This window comes from Pseudomonas sp. P5_109 (assembly GCF_034009455.1).
GTDB lineage: Bacteria > Pseudomonadota > Gammaproteobacteria > Pseudomonadales > Pseudomonadaceae > Aquipseudomonas.
In genome coordinates, this window is record NZ_CP125380.1 from 2,538,081 (window position 1) to 2,562,426 (window position 24,346).

Sequence of the window (24,346 nt, forward strand, 5' to 3'; positions counted from 1 at the left end):
AGGACAATGACGATGGAAAACAATTGGCTTGATCAAGTGACCGAAAAACTCACCCGACAGACCGCTCGCAGCACGTCGCGTCGAGGTTTTCTCGGCGGCCTGGGCACCCTGTTGATCGGTGCGGGCGCCTTTACGCTGCTGCCGGTTTATCGCAACAGTGCCTTTGCCTCCACGGGCATTGCTGAAGAAGGCAATCCCAATAGCTGCGACTACTGGAGACATTGTGCGATCGACGGTTTTCTCTGTGGATGTTGCGGTGGCACGGCTAGCAGTTGTCCGCCTGGCACCGTGAAGTCGGACATCACCTGGATCGGCACCTGCCGAAACCCTACGGACGGCAAGGACTACGTCATTTCCTACAACGACTGTTGTGGCAAAAGTAATTGTGGGCGCTGCATCTGCCAGCGAGATCAGGGCGACACGCCGATCTATCGGCCGCAGAGCTCGAACGATCTCAATTGGTGTACCGGCAGCCAGGCGAATGTGCCTTATCACTGCTCGCTGTCGGTCGTGATAGGAGTGAAGGAACAATGATTCGCGCAGTTGCTCTGGGGCTTCTCCTGTCCAGCAGCTGCAGTTGGGCGACCGAGCCGGCTCAGGTCGATTACATGCTCAATTGTCAGGGTTGCCATTTACCAGATGGCAGCGGCTTTCCCGCACGACAGGTGCCAGATTTGCGTAATCGGATGGGCAGCTTTCTCAGTGTGCCGGGCGGTCGCGAGTATCTGGTGCAGGTGCCGGGGACCGCCCAGACGGCGCTGCCCGATTCTGATCTGGCACGCTTGCTGAACTGGATGCTCGGCAGCTTCAGTGCGGCACAGATACCGGCGGATTTTCAACCCTATACCGCTGCTGAAGTAGGCACCTTGCGTCAGCATCCCCTGGCCAGCCCATCAGTCATTCAAGCGCATCTGCTTGAACAGATCGTTCAGCGTGAGCAACAGCAGCACAGTGGAGCATTCGCAGATGAATAAGATGACCAGCCTGGCCTTACTGTTTCTGGCTCCGCTCGCCACCCAGGCGACGGAGGCGCCCACTGCAGCACTGAGTGCAACCTGTGCGGTGTGCCACGGCGCAGAAGGCCAGGGTAATCAGGCGTTGGGCGCACCGCGCCTGGCGGGGCAGAACGTACAATATCTGGCTCGTCAGCTGCTGAATTTCAAAGCCGGCCGGCGCGGTTACGCTCAACAGGATCAGGCGGGGCAGAGCATGCGTGCGATTACCCTGAGCCTCAGTGAAGAGCAGCTTGCCAGTCTGGCCGCGCACTACGCCGGTCTGCAACTGGCCAAGGCGCCACAGTCTGACAGTGCCACTGCCAAAGTTGGCGCAGCACGCTATCAGGATACCTGTGCGGCTTGCCACGGCCAATTTGCCCAAGGTTATGCACACCTGCAGGCACCTGATTTGCGAATCCTTGACGGCTGGTATATCGATCAGCAGCTGAACAATTACGCTCAGGGTTGGCGGGGGGCAGATGAGTATTCCGATATCCAGGGCAAGTGGATGCAAGCCATTGCTACCCAGATCAATAACAAAGAACGGCAAGCCGTGGTCGACTTCATAGGAACACTGGGTGTTGATCCAAAGTAAGGCAACCGGCCAAAGCTGACGCTGTTATCCGTGAGCCCTCCGCTGCCAGCGGAGGGGGCTTTCTATTGCGGCTTGTCACAGAGTCTCATGAGTATCGCTGAAATCTATTTGATCAACCGGCGGCTGCGACCAGACCACCGTCCAGCGCCAGCGTATGTCCGGTGATCCAGGAAGAGGCCCTGGATGCCAGGAAGATGGCAGCGCCAGCCATATCGTCCTGATTGCCAAGACGCCCCCTCGGGACCGTGGCCATGATTGAGCCTATATCTTGCTCAACCGCGTAAGCCGTCATTTTCGTGTGAAAAAAGCCGGGCGCGATGGCGTTGACATTGATATGAGCGGGAGCCAGATCAACCGCGAGATGCCGGGTCAGGTGAATCAGGCCTGCCTTGCTGGCAGAGTACGCATAATTATCGACTCCGGGATTTACCAGGCCGTTGACCGAGGCAATATTGATCACCCGGGACGGAGTCTCTGCTTTAGCCGCAGTTTTGAGCAGCCCGAGCAGACGCTGCGTCAAAAAGAACGGTGACTTCAGATTCAGATCCACAACCTTGTCCCAACCCGCCTCTGGATACACGGAAAACTCCGCGCCCCAGGTAGCGCCGGCATTGTTAACCAGGATGTCCAGGCCGGACTCACGCTTGCCAATCTCATCGACCAAAAACTCGATGCCCTCCAGGCTGGAGAGGTCAGCACGGATCGCAACGCACTCGCCAAGGCTTGCAACAGCGTTGGTAAAATTCGCCAGCTCATCCTGATTTCGCGATGAAATGTACACCTTGACCCCGCATTGCAGGTACGCCCGCGCGATCATCGCGCCAATCCCTCGCGCCCCACCGGTGACCAGCGCCACCCGACCTTGCAAACTGAATAGATCCTGCATACTGCCTCCGAGAAAAACGCGCCCGTCCGTCAACCGGACAAGCGCAGGAATTGAATTGGATGCGCCGCTCAGGCGTGCGATCTCATTGATTGCCGAAGCTGGCGGCAGCCTTGGACAGGAACTTCTCTGTCTGCTTGAAGCCCGCCTCCAGGGCGCATTGATCTGTGGTGTCACAGATAACGTCCCAGGTCGCCAGCACACTCTCAGGGGTCTGCAAGGCAGGTGGGAGGAACACGCCATTGGTCTCGAAAATCCGCGTAGTGGCATAGCCACCTGCACCGGCACAGAGGATCGTGCGCTGCGGTGCTCCCTCGTGGCACAGCATTAGCGCGCCTGCGGTAACCGACTCAGGGGTCAAGAGTTCAAGTACCGTCTTGTCCAATAGATCTTCGGTCATGCGAGTGGCGGCAGTGGGGGCCAGCGCATTGACCCGGATATCGTGTTTCTGTCCCTCCAGCGCCAAAGTATTCATGAGCCCTACAACCGCCATCTTGGCCGCACCGTAATTCGACTGACCGAAATTGCCGTAGAGACCGGAAGAGGAGGTGGTCATGACAATTCGCCCATAGTTCTGCGCCCGCATGATTTCCCAGACGGCCTTGGTGCAGTTGACCGAGCCCATCAGGTGCACGTCCATCACCAGCCTGAAGTCGGCCAGGTCCATCCTGGAGAAGCTTTTATCGCGAAGTATTCCGGCGTTGTTGAGCAGAATATCGACCCGCCCCCAACGCTCCATGACCTGCGCGACCATCGCCTCGACTTCAGAAAAGTTGGCAACATTGGCGCCGTTGGCAATGGCTTCGCCGCCCATGGCCTGGATTTGCGCAACCACCTCGTCTGCAGCCTGCAACGAGTTACCCGCGCCGTCACGGGCGCCTCCCAGATCATTCACCACCACCTTGGCACCGCGCCTGGCCAATGCCAGCGCATGGGAGCGTCCGAGTCCGTTTCCGGCTCCGGTGACGATGGCGACACGCCCAGTGAAATCGATACTTTGCTGACTCATATGAAACCTCTGCGATTGATACGGTTATTCAACGGACAAACCAGGTACGCCGCAGCCATCAAAACCACTCTTCTCGGGCCATGTAGAAGGCATCTTCGAAGTCGCACAGAATCTGTTTCCAGACCTGTATCTCTGGCAGTTCGTAGGCGTAGAAGTATTTGAGGGCTTGCAACTTGCCCAGGTAGAAGTTTCGGTCATCCTCATGCGGATCCCTGGCCAGGCCAGCGCTCGCGGCTATGCCTTGCTTGAGCCACATCCAGGCCACAACCACGTTGCCAAACAGCTCCAGGTACTTGACCGAATTGGCCAGCGCCAAGTCGATGTGCAGTTTCTGCATGCCGCCAAGAACAGCACCGGTGGTTTCCTCAAGCACTTGAATGGCGACCAGAAGCGCAGCCGCAGGCTCCTGCAATGCCGGGTGCTGGGTGGCCGTCTCAATGTCGTCACGCATCCTGCTGATACAGTTCGTGTATCCGGCCATATTGTCGGCGGGCACCTTGCGTGCGAGCAGGTCAAGCGACTGCACGCCATAGGTGCCCTCATGGATCGAGTTGAGGCGGTTGTCGCGGTAGAACATCTCGACCGGATGCTCATTGGTATAGCCATGTCCACCCAACACCTGAATCGCCAGGCTATTGGCCCGCGGACCATATTCGGATGGCCAGGACTTGATGATCGGCGTCAGGAAATCCAGCAGTACCTTTGCGCTTCTGCGCTCGGCCTCGTCAGGAGCAGTGCGCACGTCGTCAGCCAGTTGTGCACCAAACAGACACAGGCTATAGGCACCTTCGGCATAGGCCTTTTGTGCCAACAGCATGCGCCGCACATCCGCATGCTCAATGATTCGCACGGGCGCAGAGAGCGGATCCCTGGACGAAGGTAAACGCCCCTGTCGCCGCTCCTTCGCGTAGTCGAGGGAGTACTGATAACCGCTCAAAGCTGTGAGTGCGGCGCTGGTTCCGACCATGATGCGTGCCTCATTCATCATGTGGAACATGTAGCGAATACCCTGATTCTCCTCACCTACCAGGTAGCCGATCGAGCCGCCCTGTTCACCGAAGTTGATCGCACAGGAGGTTTGCCCGCGCCCACCCATCTTGTGGAACAAGCCAGCCAGGCTCACATCATTGCGGCTGCCGACCGCACCTGTTTCATCGACCAGATACTTGGGAACAATGAACAGGGATACGCCCTTGATGCCCTTGGGCGCGCCTTTGATCCTTGCCAGGACGAGGTGAACAATATTTTCGCTAAGGTTGTGATCACCGCCAGAAATGAAGATCTTGTTGCCAGAGATCAGGTAACGACCCTCTTCAGTCCTGGTCGCGCTGGTCGTCAGGTCTGCCAACCCCGAGCCCGCCGACGGCTCGGTCATGGCCATGGTTCCGGCGAACCGGCCCTGACGCATCGGCACGACCCACTTCTCGACCTGTTCGGGCGTGCCGTGGGCCTCGATAAGATTGCAGTTGGCATTGGTCAGACTGGTGTAACCCAGTGTGGTGCTGCCAGCAGCTGACAGGAAAGAAGTGGCCACACTTGCAACAATGGCCGGCAATTGCATGCCACCCAATTCATAATCGGCTTGCGGGCAAGCGAGCCCGGATTGGATAACAGCATCGATTGCAGGCTTGATCTCGGGAAGCATGTGCACCTGCTTGCCGTCGAACGTAGGCTGTTGCACATCCACCTTCTGCCGGATTGGCAGGAAGTAGCGTTGCGCGATCTTGCGCCCGGTTTCGATGGCCGCCAGATAAGTTTCCTTGCTGTGCTCGGCATAGCGCGGGCGGGCGGTCAGGGCTTGCGCATCGAACAACTCGAACAGATAGAAATGCAGATCTCTGACGTTTAGTATGGAGGCCGCCATGGTATTACTCCGCGAAGAATGGACGAGACCCGCCCATTTTGCCGAGGCCGGCCCCAGTCACCACGACATGGGATGTCTGATAGAAGGGATTTCTCGCAACAATGGACATGGCCGAGACACAACACTTACAGCGCTTTGCTGACTTTCTCAGGTTCTGGCGCGGAGTCTTCGGGCTGAGCCAGGAGCAACTGGCCGAAATGGTCGGCACCTCGACTCGACATGTCAGTCGCCTGGAAAACGGGATAAGCAAGCCAAGTGAGGTGCTGACCGACCACATCGCGGACGCGCTAAAGCTTGGCCGCAGGGATCGCAGCCATCTGCGCATTGCTGCGGGCTACGCGACCAATGAAATAGCGCAGGACTTTCACAGCCCGGATCTCAAGTGGTTAAGGTCTGCAATGCTCAGAACATTGCAGACACTGGATCCGTATCCATCCACCCTGACTGATGGCGCGGGCAATATCCTGATGGTCAACAAGGCCTGGGTAGGCTTCTATCAGGACAAAGTCGATACCGAGCGGCTCAGGCAAACTGTCAACTTGTATGACTTTCTGTTCAACGACGGCAGCGATGGCGCGCTGAGCGAGGAATGGCAAGACGCATTGTCGTTGGTGATCATGGCGTTCAAGCAGCATGTCATGCTCAACGGCAGCGATCAGGAAAATCAGACCCTGAAGCGCATTCTTGACTACCCCAACGTTCCAACTGACTGGAAAATACGCGCCTCCAGACTCGAGCCCAGAGCCAGCTTCAAAGTCAAAATTCAGCATCAGGGAATGGTCAGGGGCTTCTATAGTGTCAGCCAGATGGTTGGCGCACTTGGCCCGGCGGCCTACATGACCGAACCTAGGCTCAGCATCAACACCCTCTATCCCGAAGATGCCGCACTGAGCCTTGAAAAGCTGCTGCTTACCCCCCTAGAACATCCCCTGCTGTTCTACTGAGTGGCAGCCGCTCAACCGCATGGTTAACGCCATTGGCACAATCAATTCAGCGTCCTGATACTAGAGAACGGCTACGGTTTTGAACCATGTAGCCGATGGGCTATGTCGAGGTTGGTGCCACAAACTCCATAGCCCCCACTCATCAACATTGCCATCGCTGGATGACTGCTCTTGGTCGATTCTGTGGAAAAAGTTGGCTTCGGTTTCCACTGCAAAAAAGTGCGCGTCTGAGATTGAAATTCGTGTTTTGCGCAGAAGGTTCAGGGCTCAGATTTGATGTGGCAGCGCGCAAAAAAAGGTGTTTTCACCGCTCAATGCATGGCTACGTCCAATTTCAGAGCGTAACTTCCACCGAAACCGCAAGACATGCTTCGGCGCTTCGCGTCGATGAACTTGCGGCCGGTGTGCAGATGAGCACTCCGACCTTTCACCACCACTTCCGTCAACTCGCCGCAATGAGCCCTCTGCAGTACCAAAAATGGCTGCGACTGAAAGAAGCAAGACGGTTGATGCACAATGAACACCAGGACGTATCCATTGACGTCTTTACTTGTCCGGCCTCTACCTTAGCAGTGGCGTATGCCTGTGCCTTGGCTGTTTTCGTTTGCTCGTTGGGATTGATCTGCTCATCAATGAGCGCTCGAGCCTGATTGCGGGCCTTGCGGATGTCCGTCAGGGATTTGCGTGGCCAGGACGCCGCAGGCGTACTCTTTGTTCTGGTCACCCCACCGATACCGATAGAAAAAGCTGACTGTCACGCCGTCCTTGCGGACTGAGAGTCGACCGGCCAGATTGCCATCCTCCCTGAGGATTCGGCCGGCATCGTTGGCGGTCAGAGGAGATGGGGTGCTAGGGGTCGAGTGTTCGAATCACTCCGTCCCGACCATATAATTCAAGGGGTTGCGAGATTTTATCTCGCGACCCCTTTTTTATTTTTGGTCGTTTTTACCCCTACAAAACGACTGGCTTTCGGTGGAATCCTCACCTCTTCCGGAGGAGATGGAAGCAAGATCTACGCGCCGAGCAGTCGCATGGTGCTGTCAGGACAGTCGTGGAAACAGTGCCAATGCGTTATCGCGCAAAATTCTTTGCCGCAGGGCAGGCTGAGCAACGGTGTGCTGTCGATGTTCCCGGCGAGTTTCAGCACGGCCGCTTCCGGCGTGAAAGGCCAGTCGCTGCCATAGAGCTACTTATCCGGATCGGCGATCTGCAACAGCAGCTCCAACTGACACGGAATAGGAAAGCCTGCCAGATCGAAATGCAGTTTGCGCAGGAGCCCGAACACATGGTCGGAATCCAGCGGTTCCGGTAAACCGATCACCGTCGACGCCTCGATGATTCGGTCGATCAACAGCGGCATTGTGGCGCCGGTGATCAGTCGGATGTTGGGGAATTTATCCAGCGTGCCTTTGAGGATCATGTTGGTAACCGCGCGGCTAGTCTCGAACATGAACTCGATCATCGGCGCGGGATAACCCATGGTCAGTCTTTGGCAACAGGGACAGTTTGGCGAAGTCGGATGAATGAACAACTCCGCTTTGCGTCGATCGAGCTCCGCGAAGATCGGATCGAGGCGCTCGTCACCGGGATAAATCCCATGCTGGTTGCGCTCGATGACAATGCCGTCTGTTTTCAGAGCGTCCATCGTGTATTCGAGCTCACGTAGCGAGCCGTCGATATCCGGCAATGGCAGTGACTCCACTCAGGGAGTTCGGGCATGCCGTCAGGCTTCGAGTGGCCAGCCTCGATTGCCTCCTTGCGATAACGGTCAGGATGATAGTGAGCGTGTCCATCAATGCGCCGCATCGCTACGTTGGCGCCTGCGTCGCGTGATAACCATCAAGCAAAGTCATAGGCTGTCTCCTTGATCAGATGCGTTTCTAATGGGCTGCATGTTTCATTGATGGTCATATCATTATTGATATGTTTGCTGACGCTGGAGCCTGGCGACATCCTTATCACCGGCACGCCAAAGGGTGTCGGCATCGCCATGCAACCTCCAACCTATTCCTCCATTTGAAGGTTCATTCTGCAGCAGATTTCTGCTTACCTGATAACTGTCTCTAGCTGATGGAAGACCTTCGGTGAAAGGCAGCTTTTGGCTGATTCTGTTGAAAAAGTCGGCCATCGTTTGCACATCAGAAAAGTACGCGTTCGAGATTGAAATCTTTACTTTTGGCAGAGGCTTGCGGACGTAGCAGCGTGCAAAAAAGGCGTTTTCACCTGTCAATGATCAGGCAGTTTGGGCAGAGCGACTTTTTCAATAGAATCGGCCGTTAGCTCCCGCTCAAGGCCTATTGCCGTCGATTTCCCCACAACTCTGCCAATTCGCTTTTGAAGTAGGCGTTCGGTGTGGAGGAACTCGAAGACAGTCCAGTCACCATTACCTATTGATGTGCGCCAGTTGTACGAGCCTTGCTCCATTTGCGCATGGCTCGGCACATGGGGTCAGTGGCGTATTCCGTGACAGGTGGCTGGCCTGGAGTAATTCCCGTGTGTAATCAGCGCGCGGTGCACTGAACAGCGAGTGTGCTTCGCCTTGCTCAACGATACAGCCTCGCTGCATGACGATCAGTTGATCGGCGATGTCTTCCATCACGGCCAGATCATGGCCGATAAAGATCAGCGTCAGGTTGCGCTTGTTCTTGATGTCCATGATCAGATCCAGAATCTGATGCCGAACCGTGGCGTCCAGTGCCGACACGGGTTCATCGCACACCAGGACCTTGGGTTCCATGGCCAGCGCCCTGGCGATGACGATGCGTTGGCGTTGACCGCCTGACAATTGGTGGGGGTAACGCTGCAACAGTTCTGCGTCCAGACCGACGTCGCTGAGCAAGCTTGCGCAATGGGCCGTCAGGTCGGCAATTTTCAGGGTGGCACCGCCTTGTTGTATCTGCACGGCTTCGAGCAAGGCCTGGAGGATGCGGTGACGGGGGTTCAGGCTGCCTGCGGTGTCCTGGAAAATGTACTGGCAGGTCCGCGCGAACGCCTTGCGGTCGGTCGGTCGGGCCGGGTCGGTGCGACACACTTCAATGCGGCCTGTAACGGGTTTGACCAGCCCCATGATGGCCTTGGCCAGGGTGCTTTTTCCGGAGCCGGATTCGCCAGCGATACCCAGTGTGCTGCCGGCCGCGACCTGCAGGTTGATGTCATGGAGCACCCGTTTGCGGTTGCGCCCGCTGCCGTACTCGACACTGACCCCGTTCACACGTACCAGCGGAAGTGGCAGACCCTGCACGTTGTCTGTGTTTTTTTGCCTTGCACCGGACAACCGGCGTTTATGCGCGGTTGTCAGGGCGCGGGTATAGGCGTGCTGCGGGTCATTGAAAATGGCCTGGGCCGTGCCTTGTTCAAGCAGATCGCCGTGGCGCATCACGGCCACCCGGTCCGCCATCGCCAGCACGGCGTCGAGGTCGTGGGAGATGAACAGCATCGCCATGCCCCGGCGTTTCTGCACATCGCGCAGCACGGCCAGCACCTGGGCCTGGGTGGTGACGTCCAGCGCGGTGGTGGGCTCATCGGCAATCAGCAACTGCGGGTCGCAGGCCAGCGCCATGGCGATCATTGCCCGTTGCTGCTGGCCGCCGGACAGCTCGAACGGGTAGCGCGACAGCTGGCGCGAAGGCTCCGGCAAACCGACCTCGCGCAGCAGTTGCGTGGCGTGCAACGTGCGTTCCTCGCGATTGCGTGTCCGGTCCGGCGGCATGGCTTCGAGGATTTGCGCGCCGAGGGTCATCAAGGGATTGAGTGAGGTCATCGGGTCCTGGAAGACGATCGCGATCTGACGACCGCGAATCCTGCGCCAGCCCCCGGGTGCCATCTGCAGCAAGTCCTCACCGCGGTAACGCAGCTCGCCGGACAACTGTGGAGCGTCCGGCAACAGGCCCAGTGCCGCCAGGGCGGTGAGCGACTTGCCACTGCCCGATTCGCCAATCACGCCCAGCACTTCGCCAGGCTGGATATCGAAAGAAATGCCGTTGACCACCGTCTTGTCGCCGTAGCGAATACTCAGGTCACGGATGGAGAGCAGGGGACCGGACATGGCGAGTTCCTTATTCATGGTGGCGTGCCAGGCGTGGATCGATCGACGCCTGCAGCGCTGCGGTGGCAATGTTGATCAGGACGACAAACGCTGCCAACAGCATCACGGCGGCCTGAATGACGGTGTAGTCGCGGCCGTGAATGGCTTCGAGGGTGAGACTGCCAAGGCCTGGCAGGGAAAACAGGGCTTCCATGGTCAGAGTGCCGCCAATCAGGCCACCCAGGATGACGCCGGACATGGCCACCACCACCGACAGCGAATTGGGCAGGATGTGGCGCCAGGCGATGCGCCAGTTGGACAGGCCCTTGGCTCTCGCGGTGCGGATGAACGGCGCCCGGGTGGTCGCGCACAATTCTTCGTAGAGTGGCTTGACCACCTGGCCGGCGATATCGATGCCGAGAATGATCACCGGCAACAGCAGCTGCCCGCGGATGGGCAGCCAGCGCAACCAGACCGAAAACACCAGGATAACGATGACGCCGGTGCAGAAGGTCGGTACCGCAATCGACCAGACGTTCAGGCTTTCCAGCAGTTTGCCCAGGCGCCATGCGGGAAAGGCCAGCGCGAGCACGGCGACGCTCATGCCCGTGACCAGGCCGAACAACAAGGCCGCCCCGGACAGTAACAATGAGTTGGGCAAGGCGTCGCGCAGCATGCTGGCGACCGGTGTGCCAAAGCGCATCGATTCGCCGAGATCGCCGTGCAGCGCCGCCTTGAGCCAGGTCATGAACTGCATCGGCAGGCTGTCATCCAGCCCCAGTTGCTGGCGCAAGGCGAGCAGGGCATTGGCGTCATAATCGCCACGGGCGGAGTAGTAATCCGTGATATCACCCGGCACCGCTCGCACCAGCATGAAGATGATGAAGCTGATGGCCGCTATGTTTAGAAACTTGCGCAGCAGAAAAGGCGCCGTTTTCAAGAAGACTTGCATGTCAGGCTCCAGCAGCAAGTTGTTTGCTCAGGGGATCGAGGGTGTCGTGCAGGCGAGTGCCGACCAGCGACAGCGAGAGCGTGGTCAAAGCCAGGGCGAGCACTGGGAACAACAGCGAAAGGGGCGCCTGCTCGGCAAAGCCAGCCGCCGTGGCGATGATCCGGCCCCAGGTCGGCACGTCGGGGGCGACCCCCATGCCGAAGAAACTCAGGACGGATTCGGTGGTGATGGCGCGGGGCATGACAATGGCGATTTGCGTCAGCAGGGTGCCGATGGCATTTGGCAGGACGTGACGCCAGGCAATGGTCAATGGCGACACCCCGATCACTCGCGCGGCGGTGACATAACCGGCGGCCGACTCGCGCTCATGAATGGCCCGGGTGACATAGGCAAACAGCGGCATGAACGCGATGCCGACCGCCAGGATGACCGAACCTGTGCCAACCCCAAGCGCCACCATCAGGGCCAGTGACAACAGAATGGCCGGCATCGTGAGGATCATGTCGAAGCCGGCATAAATCACCGTTCGGGTCACGCCTCCGGCAAGGCAACCCAGCAGGCCCAACCCCACGCCGCCGAAGAAAGCGATGCCGGTGGCGGCGACGGCGACGAGCAACGTCAGGCGTGTGCCGGCCACCAGGCGCGCGAGAACGTCGCGCCCAAAGCTGTCCGTGCCCAGCCAATGCTGGGCCGACGGGGCAAGATTGCGCGCCAGCAGGTTTTGGTAGTACGGGTCCTGGGTCGGCAGCAGGGGGGCCAGGAGGGCAATCACGACGGCAAGTCCCAGTATCAGCCACGGCCATTGCTTGATAACCCGGCTCATGCGCTTAACCACGTACGGGCCAGGCCACCATCGACGCGGTTCTGGCTCCAGGTAAAACCCGTCTGGTAGCCGTGCACGTTGGCCGCGACCCCGATGGCATCGGCACTGTGGCCAATCCCCAGGGTGTAGAGCTTGTCCATCACGTGCTGCCAGGCGCCCAGATAACGCTCGCGAGCCACGCTGGCCGAAGGGGCGTCCACTGCCTGCGCAATCAGCCGATCCAGTTCCGGGTCCTGAATGCCGCCCCAGAGCATCGGACTCGGGCCTTGGGACTGCAGGCGTGCATAGCGCAGGTACACGTCGGCACGGGGCCCGGAATGGAAGGGTGCCAGGTCCCAGTCATACTGCGCGAGTGCGCGTTGCGCGCCAATGTCGTCCAGCGCCTGATGCTCGATCTTGAACCCCAGTTCCCGCACCATCTGCACGGCGACCTGGGCATAGTCCGCCTGCCAGGACACGACTTTCAGCGTGTGTTGCGCAGGGTCCACCCCCGCGCTTTGCAGCAGCGCGCGTGCCTGTGCAAGGTTCGGTCGGGCGAAGGTGTCGCGCTGTTCCAGAGCCTGGTCCCAGTAGAACGTCTGGGGCCGGGTCAGTTGATTGCTGATCAGCGCTTCCTGGCCGCCGATGAAGCTCATGTAGGCCGATTTATCGATGCTCAGGGCAATCGCCTGACGCACGCGCACGTCCTGCAGAAGCGAACGGGGCTTGCGGTTGTTGAACGACATGAAGTACCACGAGGTGTCGCCCAGGAACTGCACTTCGACGTTGTCGCTGCGCAAGGACGGCAGGCGCTCGTTGTTGACGTAGGCCACATGCAGGTCGCCGGAGCGCAGCGACAGGCTGTTGTCGCGATCGCCACGCAGGTCGAAGTCGACCGCGTCCAGGTAAGGCAGGCCCGCTTGCCAGTACTGCTTGAACGCCGGGGCGTAGAAGCGCTGGTTGGCCTGCCAGGTGCCGAACGTGAAAGGTCCGGTGCCTATCGGGTGGCGAATGGTCTCGTCCCAACCTTCCGACTCCGGGGCCACGATCCACAGCTCGGACAGCAGGTTGAGCAGCGGCGCGAAGCTCTCTTTCAACTCGATCCGGATGGTAAGAGGAGAAGTGACGCTGATGGTGTCCACCAGCTTCATCGCGGTGCTCAACCAGCCTGCGCTGACTTTGTCCCGCACCCGTTCCAGATTGGCCTTGATGTCCTGCGCGGTCATCGTGCGGCCGTTGTGGAATTGCACATTGTCGCGCAGGTAAAAGGTGTAGACCTTGCCGTCATCCGAGACGTCGAAGCGTTCGGCGAGGAAGGGTTTGACCGTGCCGTCGTTGGCCACACTGGTCAGGGTTTCGACATACACCTGCTGGACCGAAATGGAACCTGAGTGCCGGTGCGGGTCCGAGGTGTCCAGCCCCATCAGGGCAATTTTCAGCGTGCCGCCCACCTTGGGCGCAGCGCCTGTCTCGGCGCGCAACAAGGGTGGAAAGAGCCCTGCGCAAGACGCGGCGGCGAACAGTTGGATCAATGTGCGGCGATGCATGAGAGACGGCTCCTCGAAGCGCTGTGGTCGTCAGCGCCAATGCGAAGTTGAAGGGGGCTGCCATCCATGTCGGTGCAAGGCAAACCCAGGTGATGAAGGAAAGTCGGGGCGAAGTCCACCAGGCTGGCAGGGCCGTAATGGGTGCTTTGTGTTGGGAATCCGGACCCTTGCACGATCAGGAATGGCGCCTGCTCGTAATTGCCCAGACCGCCGTGCTGGCCAAATCCGTTGTAGTTTTTCGGGTCTTGAGCGTCGGCGACGATGCAGGTGCTGCCCGGTATGCCAAATTCATTGGCCTGCTCGTAACTCTGCATCACTACGGCGAGCGTATTGCCGGCGTCTTCGGGCGACAGGCCGAGTTGAGTCAACGTCTGTTTCTCGTAGACCGCAGCACACCAGGGCTGGCGGTTGAAAAAATCCACGATCGCGCTGTGCAGAAATCCGACGCGTGGGTCGATGGCGACCATGCAGGAGCTGCCATTGGGGGCGATCACCACGTCATCGCTGTCCGCCGCAGCCTTGAGCCCGGCATCCACCAACGCCTGGCCGACATCGATCTCGTTGATCACGGTTTCCATGCCGTGGTCGGACGCGACCATCAGCAGCACGTCCTCTCCACGGCCGCGCAATTGGTCGACGACGTCCAGCACCCGGGCCACGCACGCATTGGCATTGGCGATGGCAGCAAAGTGCGCCGGTGAGCCCAAAGGGTGTCCGTGCCCACTGTGATCGGGTTCCGAGAGCCATAATGTGGCGATGACCGGTGCATCGGGCTCGAGCAGTTTTTTGCAGAAACGCGCGGTCATTTCCGTGTCGCCGATGCAGCCGGACTTGATCGGCAATGCGCGCTCGTCGAGATAAGGCTCGCGGCCGGGACCATAGGAACCGGCGCTATGGAACACTTCGCCAAAACCGTCCGGATCGTTGAAGTAAGCGGCCCCCGCGGAAACATTGGACATGATGCATGCGCCGCCATGGGCGGCCACCCGCTGGGCGAGGGTAGGAACACGCAATGTGCGGCCGGTGACGCGTTGCAGATGGTCACGAAAGACCGGTTCCCCAACGTTGTGGCAACGCAGTCCCTGACGCTCTTCGGTGATCATCTTGTTGCCAAGCAAGCCATGCCGGCCCGGGTGGCATCCCGTTGCAATGGAGGCCGAACTGACGCGAGTAGTGGAAGGAAAAACTGCACGGGCATTGGCAAACCAGGACGCATTATTGGCCAGCGCAGTTAACGTAGGGCTGCTGTCGGGAAGTATCAAATCTCGACGCAGACTGTCACACATGATGAGGATGCAGCGTTTGATGTTTTTCATGTTTTAAATAATCGCAATTCAATATTTCAGATGCGTGACAATTTGTAATATTTTTTATTATGGAATTGCAGGCAGCAGAAAAAGCGAAGCTCTTTTAGTTAGAGCTTCGCTAATATTTTATTGTTGTCTGGTTATATTGCTGGAACTGCGTTGTTAATTGTTTGGTTGTACGCCGTTAAGGGCAAAGTCGAAGATGTCGAAGTTTCGCAAACGGGTGGAGGCCGCATACTGCAGGTACTTTTCGCTCATCGGGTGCGACAGCATGAACGGCACCGATTGTTCCGAGTATCCGCCGTGGGAGCGCAGGGGGCGGTCACCCACGGTGGACAAGTCATGCTCGCTGGCGCAGGAGCCCAATACGCAGGATTCGCTCGAAATGACCACGATGTCGGCCTCGCGATCTTCGGGCAGGCCAAGTTTTATGGCAGCTTGCTGGCGACTTAAAGTGTCTTCGATTCCGGGCAAGCCACTGATGTAATCAATCATTGCTTCTATATTGGCGGAGTCCTTGGCGTACACGCGAACAAAAGATCCAAGTGCGCCGTGATGCCGGACGAACGGATCTGTAATAGGGCAGATTACCCGCGCACTTTTTGCGCCGAAACGCTCTTCAAGTTTGTCCTGGAGAAAGATGACATTGGGTGTGCCGTTGCTGTTGTTCTTGTCGGACATGCCATGGTCTGCCACGCACCCAACAATAGCGCCTAGTTCAATAAAGGCTTGCAGGCGATCATCAATGGCCTTGAGGAATTCGTTGGACTCGGCCGTTCCAGGGGCAAACTTATGCTGAATGTAATCGGACAACGACAAATACAAGACTTGCGCGCGTTTTTCCTTCAACAAGGCAAGGCCGGCATCCAGCACGAACAGCGACAAGTCGCCCGAATACATGTCGGGCAAGGGGCGCCCGACCAGCTCCACGACATCATCGATGCCATGCTCTTCAAGGGTGCAGGTGCCGGCTTTTTCCGAGGAGAAACAGATGCCCTTTAGGTGATGGCCGAGCACTTTGCGCAACTTGTCCTTGGCGGTGACTGCTGCCACCGCAATGCCGGCCTCGGACAACAACGCCAGCAGCGTTTCGCCGCGCAGCAGACTGGCGTCGGTCATCATGATTTCTTTCCCGGTTTCCCGGTCCAGGGAATAGTTGCCGGCGATGCCGTGTACTTCAGGTGGTGCCCCGGTGACGATGGAGACGTTGTTGGGGTTGGTAAACGACGGCATCACGCAATCGGCAGTGCTGGCAAAACCCTGGGTGTGAAAGCGGGCTATGGTCGGGCAAACGCCATCGGCAATGCCCTGGGTGATGTATTGCGGGTCGCATCCATCAATGCAAACCACGACCACCGGCTGGGTCGGAAGAGCATATTGGCGTTGGTGCAGCGTTATTGAATTATTCATGAATGACTTCACTGGAGGGGCAATGCAGGTACATTAACGTGCGAATAATGTTCAAGTTGTGTTAGTTTTTCCCCTGTTTGTGAGTTTTATTCACAGTATGATCCGAGGCCTGCATGTCCCGTATTCCGCCGTTGCCTGCTCTGAAGGCCTTTCTTGCCGCCTGTCGCGCCGGGAGCTACAGCGCCGCTGCCGAGGAATTGAATGTTACCCATGGCGCCGTCAGCCGGCAGATCCAGACCCTCGAAGACTGGCTCGGGCAAAAACTGTTCGAGCGCGCCGGGCAGCGCATGGCACCGACTTCCCATGCCCTGGCGTTTGCGTTGGAGGTCAGCGAAGCGTTTGAGCGCATCAACGATGCCGCGCAACGCTACGGCAAAGGCAGTGCCAGCATGCTGCTGCGAGTCAGCGCGCCCGCGACCTTTGCGATGCGCTGGCTGATTCCCCGTTTGAATGACTTCCATGAAAAGCACCCGGGCATGTTGATTCAGGTGCAAACGGCGACCACTCAACAAATTTCATTGGCCGGCAGTTTCGACCTGGCGATCCGTCGCGGTTCGCCGCAGACCGATCACTTCAGTGCCCAGGCGTTTCTCGATGAATGGCTGACCGTGGTCGCGGCCCCGAGTCTGTTGGCCCGGTTGCCTTTGGATTCATTGAAGGATTTGTCCCGGCATGTGCTGCTTGAAACCGAGACGCGCCCAGGGGACTGGCAGCAGTGGCTGAACGCGGCGGGATCAACCGAACACGGCACCTCCGCGCGCCAGCGTTTCGACCACTTCTATGTGACCTACACGGCATTGATCGATGGCCTTGGGTTGGGCATTGGCCCAATGCCTACGCTTGAGCATGACGTCAATGTTGGCCGGCTTGTCCTGCCTTTTGCCGGCCTGCGGACACCAAGCCGCCGCTATTACAGCCTGACGCCGGCGGGCGTACCCAAGACGCTCGTCCATCGCAAGTTCGAGAGCTGGTTGCTTGAGCAGGGGAGCATTGAAGTCACTCAGTAACTATCACGGCCCCGTCAGGCGAATGCAGATTTCATGAAGGGCTGTGTTCGGCCAAACGGGGTGATCTTCCCGAGGGTGATGATGCTCGCTGAGGTTCTGCTTCGCCACGTCGGCTTCTGGGCACCATCGCTGATGGTGCCCAGGTTCTTGGCTTACTCTGCCGAAAGTTCCGGCGGGTACGGCTATCAGAAAAGGCTGATGTTATAGCTGAGGATCAGCCGGTTCTCATCAATATCGCTACGGTAGTTGGAGCGCGCAGTAACGTTGCGGATGCGGATACCCACTCCACGCAGCGCTCCACTCTGGACAGCGTAGCCAATATCCAGATCGCGCTCCCAGTCCTGACCTTCAAACCCCCGCCCAGTGGTGACGTTGTCTCCAGTCACGTAGCGCAGAGTGGTGGTCAGACCGGGAATTCCAAGGGCGACGAAGTCGTAGTCGTGCCGGACTTGCCAGGAGCGTTCATCCGGCGCAGCGAACTCGTAGGTAGGCAGGGTATTGCCAAGCGGGTTGGTGTTGGCGCCAACCTGGATGAAACCATCGTCACCACCGATCTGCTGGTAGCCCAGGTAGAAGGTATGGCCGCCGCGCTTCGCCGACAACAGGTTGAACAGTGCATGGTTATCGAGCTTGCCGGCGATGCTCCGGCCGTCGTCGCGGGCATCGAAGTAGCCGACACTTATGCCTAGCGTCCAGTCACCTACTGGCTCGGCGTGTTTGAAGCTGTAGTAACGCTGCTGGTAGATGTCTTCCAGTTGCGCCTGCCAGAGACCGACGCTGGTGCGATTGGAGTTGAAACTGTAGTCGGCACCCAGATAGTTGAAGCGGTCACTGGTGAAATTGGCGATACGCGCCGGATTGATCGGGTCATTGATCAGTGCATACATCTCCTGGGTGTTACTCGAGTCGCGCAGGCTAGTGGAGTGCAGTTGGCCAGCGTTTAAGGTTAGTCCGGACAATTCGTTGGAAACCAGCGAAACGCCCTGGTAGGTCGGCGGCAGCAGGCGCAGATCACTGTAGACCAGTACCGGCAGGTTGGGCCGCAGCTCACCAGCCTTCAGCTCAGTGCTGGAGACCTTGAGTTTCATCGCCGCACCCAGGCGGCCGTACTCATCGGCGGATCTGCCGTCGTCGTGTGTCGGCAGCAGTCCGGTCCTGGCCCGGCTCGGGCTGCTGTCGAGCTTGACACCGTAGAGACCGAGCACGTCCACGCCGACACCGATACTGCCCTGTGTGTAGCCTGAGCGGGCATCAAGAATAAAGCCCTGGGCCCACTCCTCGGCCCTGGATTGCTTGTTGGGGCCGACGATGTCGGAGAAGTCGCGGCTAAAGTAGTAGTTGCGCAGTTGCAGGTTGGCCGTCGCACCTTCGATGAAGCCGGCTTCTTCGGCCAGCAGTGGCGGGGCCAGGCCCAGCGTCAGGCAACCGCCGAGGGTGCCGCTGATTGCATGGGCTTTGCGCAGTGCAGGAGTGTGCATGCTGTTGATCTCTGGAATGAGGACAAAGCGCCTCCCGTCAGACGAGGTTGAGGCCTGTCCGCAGGAGGGGTTTGATCATGAGGTGGCTGATGGCTCGCGGGCCTGGCTTGAGCTGCTCCGCGTCGCTGGGATCAGCCGCAAGGGGGCCGGTATGAGATCCCCTTGCGACTCACACCAGGACACGCAGTCGCCTGGCTGACGTGTCTCAACGATTGACCAGCTTGGCCGGCAGGGCGATCACCAGGAAGCTGCTGAGAATCAGGCAGCCGGCGAAGAACCACAGTGCGCCGGCGCTGCTGCCGGTGACGTCGATGGCCACGCCCATCAGCGAGTTGCTGACTAGCCCGGCGATGTTCGCCACCGAGCAGGCGAGGGCGAAGCCGGTGGCCGCCGCGGTGCCTTTGAGAAAGGTTGCCGGCAGGCTGAAGAACACCGGCACCGCGCCGATGATCGCCGCCGACGCAATAGCGAACAGCGCCACGGTCGCCACCACGTTGTTGACAAAGAAGGGCGCACTGGCCATGGCTGCCGCGCCCACCAGAAAGGGCACGATGATGTGCCAGCGGCGTTCGCGGTGCTTGTCGGAGCTGGCGCCGATCAACAGCATGCCCAGCAACGCGGCGATGCTCGGCAGCGCGGTGAGCACGCCGATGTGAAAGGTGTCGACGACGCCTGCGTTGCGGATGAAGGTCGGCATCCAGAACCCCATGGCATAGGCGCTGAGCAGGATCGAGAAGTCGATGCCGCCGAGCATCCACACCTTCAGGTTGAAGAAACCGTCGCGAAAGCTGTGCTTGCTGCCGGTGGAGTCGGCGTCGTCGGCGCGCAGTTCCTGTTCCAGCAGGTTTCTCTCGTCATCATTGAGCCATTTGGCCTGGCGGTAGTTGTTCGGCAAGGCCCAGAAGGTCAGCACACCAAGCAACACACTGGGTATCGCTTCGAGGAGGAACAACCACTGCCAGCCGCGCAGGCCGCCAGCGTTATCGAAATGCCCCATGATCCAGCCGGACAGTGGGCCGCCGAGCACGCTGGACAACGGCAGGCCGATCATGAACAAAGCGATGATGCGGCCGCGGCGATAGGTCGGGAACCAGGTGGTCAGGTAGTACAGCACCCCCGGCAGAAAGCCCGCTTCGGCGGCGCCGAGCAGGAAGCGCAGAATGTAGAACTGCGTGGTGGAAGTGACGAGCATGGTGCAGGCCGAGAGCAGCCCCCAGGTGATCATGATGCGGGCGATCCAGATCTTCGCCCCGACTTTTTCCAGGACCAGATTGCTCGGAACCTCGAAAATGATATAGCCGACGAAAAACAGACCGGCGCCCAGGCCGAAAGCCGTTTCGCTGAACTGCAGATGCTCGAGCATTTGCAGTTTGGCGAAGCCGACGTTGATCCGGTCCAGATAGGAGGCCAGATAGCAGAAGCAGAGAAAGGGAATAAGCTTCCAGGTGATCTTGCGGTAAAGCGCCTGGACTGGGTCTGCGACGGTGGTCGCAGTGGGTGTACCTACATTTGCAGAGGGCATGGGTGTCTCCTGGCGGTGACTTTGTGATTGTTGTTTAGCCGCGGATCAATGCTTTGGTAGCACCGGTTGGCGGCTTCCAAAGGCAGTGTCAGAAGACTGGGCAGGGTTTGATGTCGACCCTTGCTCAGTATTTGGCGACCAGTGCTCTACGGCCTGGTTCGACGGCAGATATCCTTTTCTGCCGGTTATTCGGTAAAGTCGTGAATCTGTGGAGGTTGCAGGCTTGCCCGGGAGTGCACTGTGTCAGCCCGGGAAAACCAATGGCCCTCTCATTTTCTGAACTGCGTCATGGCCTCCTGTTTACTCACCACATCGCCATACTTGCTATCAATGTCGAACAGGTTGGCTTCGTGTGGTGCGGGGTGCCGATCGCCGACGCATTCGCGAACAACGATGGTCCGGAATCCATGCTGCACGGCATCTACCGCCGTCGCGCGAATACAGCCACTGGTTGAGCAGCCCGCCAGTACCACGGTGTCGATACCTTTGGCGCGCAGCATCGACGCCAGGCTGGTGCCAAAAAACGAGCTGGCGTATTGCTTGCTGATGACCACTTCGTCCGGGTTGGGCAGCACCGGCTCGCAGAAGGCTGCCAGTGGGTTGCCCTCGATCATGTCTTTCATCACGGGGGCTTTTTTGACCCATATACCGCCGTCGGCAAAATGCCCTGGGTGGTAGCGAATGTTTGTATGCACTACCAGGACTTCATGTTGGCGGGCGCAGGCCAATAGTTCGACGCTCTCGGCTACAGCGCTGACCACGCCTGGCGCGTACAGCGGTGCGCCTTCTTGGGTATAGCCCTGCATGAAATCGATCATCAACAGCGCAGGCTTATTGCCAAAGCCGATGCGCTGGCCCCACACGCCCTGATAATTGGCGTCGGCACTTTGTTCTTGGCTCATGACACGCTCCTATTTATATGCGCCAGACAGCAGCGCGCCCGCACCCGGAACGATGGGCTCCAGGTCCAGTGCCTTGAGCATGGCGTAGGTGGTGGCGATGGCTGCGGTGAGTACCGGTTTGCCGGTTTCGGCCTCGACTTGCGAGACCACTCCCAGCGATTGCATCTGCACGCAGGCCGACAGGACGATCACATCCACGCCTTCAAGGTTCATGTCGCGCACAATGGCGGGCAGGTTGGCCGGGTCGTGGCGGGCGACGGCCAGGTTGTCGGGAATTTCCAGGGCGCGCCAGTCCACCACCTCGAAACCTTCTTCGCGAATGTAATCCACTACCAGCTCGGTCAGCGGCTTCATGTACGGCGCGACAATGGCAATGCGTTTGGCGCCCATTACTTTCAAGCCTTCGATCAAGGCGCCGGCGCTGGTGATGACCGGCGCATTGGCGTCGTTGTCGGCGGTGGCCTTGCGCAGCCGCTGTTCGGACTGGCGATGATAACCCAGGCCCATGGCCATGATCGCCACCAGGCAGGCATAGCCCAGCACGTCGACCTTGGCGTCAGACAGCTCGACCGCGCAGCGATCGGATTCGCCATCCATTGCCGCCAGCTCTTCCTTGCGCACCTGCTTCATGCGCATGCGGCTGGAATGAAAGGTGAAACGTTCGGGGCGGATCAATTGGCGTGCTGCCAGCATCGCCGGAATCTCGGTTTCCATGGTGGTGTTGGAACTTGGCACAATCTGGCCGATACGATAAGGCTTGATCACAAGCTGTCTCCTTTGCAACGTGCGTTGAATTCAGGTCAGGGGCTGGCCGAGAAAACTGCCAAATGCCGCGAAAAATCCTTCGAGGTCATCCCACGGAATCATGTGTCCGGCGTTTTCGACGTGAGCAATCTGGATCGCGGGTTGCAGGTCGCGAATTTCCGCTTCGTCCCCGGCCTGGATTACGCCGCCGCGACCGGCAACGATCAGCAGGGCAGGGACAGGCAGGTGCGGCAGATCCTGATGAAAGTCCACCTCATGGAAATCGTTGAAGGCGCGGACGATGGCCGGTGCGTAGCAGGTGTGCAGCCACTCGGCGCGGACTTGCAGTTGCTCCTCGGTCCAGGTCGGGCAGAAGACGCGCATGGCGTCGGCGTCCATCCCGCTCAGTGATTGGCGGATCGAGTCCACGTACCACGACAGCTTGCTTGGGTACTCGCGCCGGCCGGGACCGGAGACGGGTGGATCGATCAGTACCAGGCTTTGCAGGCCCGCTGGATTGCGCACTGCGCTGCGCACGGCAAAGCGCGCGCCCATGGAGTGGCCCACCAGGTGATAGGCATTGATACCCATGGCTTTGGCGAATGCACCGATGTCATTGGCGCAGGCGTCGGTGCCGTAGTCCAGCTCCGGTCCGGTGGAGGACAGGCCGCGGCCACGAACGTCGAGTACGTAGGTATCGAAATGCTGGCCCAGGCGCTCGGCGACAAACCCCCAGGTGATCGCCGGGCTGGTGATGCCGGGAATCAGCAACACTATCGGTTTGCCGGTGCTGCCCTGGCCGCCGTAACGCAGGTAGTGCTGGCGGATACCATTGGCTTGGACGTTGCCGCCCTGAATGAAGGTGCTCATGCGGCCGCTTCCGATTTCAGTGGGTGGTCGTAGAGGTCATAACCGTAGACCCAGGCCGGATCTTCCTGTGTGCGCAGCCAGGTGTTGGCATTGGACACCGCCTGTACTCGCGAGGCGCGGTCCTTGCGGTTGGCTTCGTATAGCTTGAACGCGGTGCGGTAATCGGTGAGCCCGGTTTCCTGCAGGCAGCGGGTCAACATGGCGGCATCTTCGATGGCCATGCCTGCGCCTTGCGCCATGTGCGGTTTCATCGGGTGGCAGGCATCACCCAGCAACACCATCCGTCCACGGCTCCAGAGCGGCAGCGGGTTGCGATTGAGCAGCGGCCATTTGGTCACGCTTTCACTGGATTCGATCAACGCTTGAACGGTGGGGTGATAGCCCTGGAATGCGTCGTACATTTCGTCGCGGCTGCTATCGACAAAGCTGCCCTGGAAGTCCCAGGCCGGGTGCGGTACGCCGGTGACGTAGTAGTACTCATCGCGCTTGCTGGTGGTGTGGTAGACCATCATGTGACGATCTTCGCTCCACCACTTCACGCAGTTTTCAAAGTCCATGTTGTACTTGGCCAGTACCTCGCCGCGAATCAAGGCGCGGTGGGCAACCCAGCCGCTGTACAGCGGTCTTTCCGCTCCGAGCAACTCTTCGCGAATTCTGGAGTTGATGCCATCGGCGCCGATGACGATGTCGACCTCGGTGGTGGTGCCGTCGCTGAAGTGCAGGCGCACCAGATCATCGGTTTCCTCGATCCCGGTCAGGCGCTTGTTGAAGTGCACAGTGCCCGGCGCAATGGTCGACATTTGCAGTGCATGCAGGTCCCCGCGGTGCACGGTGATGTAAGCCGCGCCGTATTCCTTGCGAGCGAATTCACCCAAGGGGATGCGGGACAGATAGTCACCGCTGGCGCCGTCGCGGCTGAACCAGAAGTCGGGGTGCGAACCCATGTCGCTCAGCTTCTGTTCAATACCCATGCGGCGGAAGATTTTCATGATGTTGGGGCCCATGTGGATGCCCGCACCAATACGGGAAAACTCTGGCGCCTGTTCATAAACATCGACCTCGAACCCGGCTTTCTGTAACAGCGTGGCAGCAGCAGCGCCACCTAGACCGGCGCCGACGATTGCGATTTTTTGTTTGTTTCGCATGGGGGGCTTTTCCTTCGTTTTGAATATGTGGCTGGTGAGATCGGGTTGTCGTCTCGCCGCTATTTGAGTGTATACGCTATTGTTTTTGAATTGGAAGATCCCACTTGAAAAATAAAAAATCAGCGATAAATGGCGACCGTAACGCTAAGTAACCATTATTTAGCGGGGTTGTGTTGCTTTGTAACGTTTGAGACTTTCTCTTTAGGCGTCTGTCAATTTAATGTTTTATCGTTAATAAATAGCGTATACACTTCAAATTCGTGCGGGTGCCAAGCTCGCCGCCTTGCTTTGGTGCGCAGGGTGCGAGGCGTCGAACGAACTCAACAGGTTAAGAGGAAGACAAGAC

General features: G+C 58.9%; 22 protein-coding genes and 2 pseudogenes. 6 read left to right on the forward strand and 18 right to left on the reverse strand.

The genetic code is table 11. The annotated features are described in order from the left end of the window. Positions 1-6 precede the first annotated feature (6 nt). The 3 genes from QMK54_RS11600 to QMK54_RS11610 all read left to right on the forward strand — a co-directional run bounded on the left by QMK54_RS11600 (position 7) and on the right by QMK54_RS11610 (position 1,590). Positions 7-534 carry a methylamine dehydrogenase light chain gene (locus QMK54_RS11600; RefSeq protein WP_411740880.1) on the forward strand — a complete coding sequence of 176 codons (528 nt, stop codon included), beginning with the start codon at positions 7-9 and terminating at the stop codon, positions 532-534. A 140-nt stretch (positions 535-674) separates the two neighbouring features. Beyond that, complete coding sequence (locus QMK54_RS11605; protein ID WP_320402525.1) at positions 675-974, forward strand: hypothetical protein; 300 nt, start codon at positions 675-677, stop codon at positions 972-974. After that, positions 967-1,590 carry a c-type cytochrome gene (locus QMK54_RS11610; RefSeq protein WP_110660980.1) on the forward strand — a complete coding sequence of 208 codons (624 nt, stop codon included), beginning with the start codon at positions 967-969 and terminating at the stop codon, positions 1,588-1,590. The genes QMK54_RS11605 and QMK54_RS11610 overlap by 8 nt, the downstream gene beginning before the upstream one ends. 112 nt (positions 1,591-1,702) lie before the next feature. On the opposite strand, the gene QMK54_RS11615 is transcribed toward QMK54_RS11610, so the two are convergent. From QMK54_RS11615 to QMK54_RS11625, 3 genes are all read right to left on the reverse strand, one after another. Then, entirely contained in the window at positions 1,703-2,476 is a 774-nt protein-coding gene (locus tag QMK54_RS11615) for an SDR family oxidoreductase (protein ID WP_223596784.1), read from the reverse strand. 82 nt (positions 2,477-2,558) lie between these two features. Next, positions 2,559-3,482, reverse strand: coding sequence for an SDR family NAD(P)-dependent oxidoreductase (locus QMK54_RS11620; protein WP_223596786.1), 924 nt, complete (start codon positions 3,480-3,482; stop codon positions 2,559-2,561). Positions 3,483-3,540: 58 nt separating this feature from the next. Then, on the reverse strand, positions 3,541-5,346 hold the full coding sequence (locus tag QMK54_RS11625) for an acyl-CoA dehydrogenase (protein WP_110660977.1): 1,806 nt from the start codon (positions 5,344-5,346) through the stop codon (positions 3,541-3,543). A gap of 101 nt (positions 5,347-5,447) precedes the next feature. Between QMK54_RS11625 and QMK54_RS11630 the strand changes: the two genes are divergently transcribed. Together QMK54_RS11630 and QMK54_RS11635 are read left to right on the forward strand one after the other, a co-directional pair. Beyond that, on the forward strand, positions 5,448-6,290 hold the full coding sequence (locus tag QMK54_RS11630; protein ID WP_206606786.1) for a helix-turn-helix domain-containing protein: 843 nt from the start codon (positions 5,448-5,450) through the stop codon (positions 6,288-6,290). Between the two features lie 365 nt (positions 6,291-6,655). Continuing rightward, positions 6,656-6,838: pseudogene (locus tag QMK54_RS11635) on the forward strand (helix-turn-helix domain-containing protein); the annotation flags it as partial. Here QMK54_RS11635 and QMK54_RS11640 read toward each other — a convergent pair. From QMK54_RS11640 to phnA, 9 genes and pseudogenes are all read right to left on the reverse strand, one after another. After that, positions 6,829-7,126 (reverse strand): annotated as a pseudogene (locus QMK54_RS11640) (Arm DNA-binding domain-containing protein); the annotation flags it as partial. The pseudogenes QMK54_RS11635 and QMK54_RS11640 overlap by 10 nt on opposite strands. A 350-nt stretch (positions 7,127-7,476) precedes the next feature. Further along, positions 7,477-7,977 carry an amidohydrolase family protein gene (locus tag QMK54_RS11645; protein WP_206606804.1) on the reverse strand — a complete coding sequence of 167 codons (501 nt, stop codon included), beginning with the start codon at positions 7,975-7,977 and terminating at the stop codon, positions 7,477-7,479. A gap of 152 nt (positions 7,978-8,129) precedes the next feature. Then, a complete protein-coding gene (locus QMK54_RS11650) occupies positions 8,130-8,282 on the reverse strand; it encodes a hypothetical protein (protein WP_320402526.1) in 153 nt (50 codons plus the stop codon). 391 nt (positions 8,283-8,673) lie between these two features. Continuing rightward, positions 8,674-10,335: an ABC transporter ATP-binding protein gene (locus tag QMK54_RS11655; protein WP_320402527.1), complete on the reverse strand. Its 1,662-nt coding sequence runs from the start codon at positions 10,333-10,335 to the stop codon at positions 8,674-8,676. 10 nt (positions 10,336-10,345) lie between these two features. Beyond that, the gene (locus tag QMK54_RS11660) at positions 10,346-11,266 is read right to left on the reverse strand and encodes an ABC transporter permease (RefSeq protein ID WP_320402528.1); all 921 of its coding nucleotides are present in this window, start codon (positions 11,264-11,266) and stop codon (positions 10,346-10,348) included. A gap of 1 nt (position 11,267) precedes the next feature. Beyond that, a complete protein-coding gene (locus QMK54_RS11665; protein WP_320402529.1) occupies positions 11,268-12,089 on the reverse strand; it encodes an ABC transporter permease in 822 nt (273 codons plus the stop codon). Further along, positions 12,086-13,615, reverse strand: coding sequence for an ABC transporter substrate-binding protein (locus tag QMK54_RS11670; protein WP_320402530.1), 1,530 nt, complete (start codon positions 13,613-13,615; stop codon positions 12,086-12,088). The genes QMK54_RS11665 and QMK54_RS11670 overlap by 4 nt, the downstream gene beginning before the upstream one ends. Then, positions 13,597-14,931, reverse strand: coding sequence for an alkaline phosphatase family protein (locus tag QMK54_RS11675; protein WP_320402531.1), 1,335 nt, complete (start codon positions 14,929-14,931; stop codon positions 13,597-13,599). The genes QMK54_RS11670 and QMK54_RS11675 overlap by 19 nt, the downstream gene beginning before the upstream one ends. A 153-nt stretch (positions 14,932-15,084) precedes the next feature. Beyond that, positions 15,085-16,332: a phosphonoacetate hydrolase gene (phnA, locus tag QMK54_RS11680; RefSeq protein WP_320402532.1), complete on the reverse strand. Its 1,248-nt coding sequence runs from the start codon at positions 16,330-16,332 to the stop codon at positions 15,085-15,087. Between the two features lie 113 nt (positions 16,333-16,445). Here phnA and QMK54_RS11685 point away from each other — a divergent pair, with 113 nt between their 5' ends. Then, positions 16,446-17,339, forward strand: a complete 894-nt coding sequence (locus QMK54_RS11685; RefSeq protein WP_110660612.1) for a LysR substrate-binding domain-containing protein — start codon at positions 16,446-16,448, stop codon at positions 17,337-17,339. Between the two features lie 185 nt (positions 17,340-17,524). Here the strand turns inward: QMK54_RS11685 and QMK54_RS11690 are convergent, their stop codons facing one another. From QMK54_RS11690 to QMK54_RS11715, 6 genes are all read right to left on the reverse strand, one after another. After that, positions 17,525-18,817: an OprD family porin gene (locus tag QMK54_RS11690; RefSeq protein WP_241511429.1), complete on the reverse strand. Its 1,293-nt coding sequence runs from the start codon at positions 18,815-18,817 to the stop codon at positions 17,525-17,527. A 205-nt stretch (positions 18,818-19,022) separates the two neighbouring features. After that, positions 19,023-20,339 carry an MFS transporter gene (locus QMK54_RS11695; RefSeq protein WP_223590568.1) on the reverse strand — a complete coding sequence of 439 codons (1,317 nt, stop codon included), beginning with the start codon at positions 20,337-20,339 and terminating at the stop codon, positions 19,023-19,025. A gap of 269 nt (positions 20,340-20,608) precedes the next feature. Next, positions 20,609-21,241, reverse strand: coding sequence for an N-carbamoylsarcosine amidohydrolase (locus tag QMK54_RS11700; RefSeq protein WP_110658860.1), 633 nt, complete (start codon positions 21,239-21,241; stop codon positions 20,609-20,611). A gap of 9 nt (positions 21,242-21,250) precedes the next feature. Then, a complete protein-coding gene (locus QMK54_RS11705) occupies positions 21,251-22,006 on the reverse strand; it encodes an Asp/Glu racemase (protein ID WP_110658857.1) in 756 nt (251 codons plus the stop codon). 30 nt (positions 22,007-22,036) lie between these two features. Beyond that, on the reverse strand, positions 22,037-22,855 hold the full coding sequence (locus QMK54_RS11710) for an alpha/beta hydrolase (protein ID WP_320402533.1): 819 nt from the start codon (positions 22,853-22,855) through the stop codon (positions 22,037-22,039). Then, positions 22,852-24,000, reverse strand: coding sequence for an FAD-dependent monooxygenase (locus tag QMK54_RS11715; protein WP_110658854.1), 1,149 nt, complete (start codon positions 23,998-24,000; stop codon positions 22,852-22,854). Before QMK54_RS11715 ends, QMK54_RS11710 begins: the two co-directional genes overlap by 4 nt. Positions 24,001-24,346 lie beyond the last annotated feature (346 nt).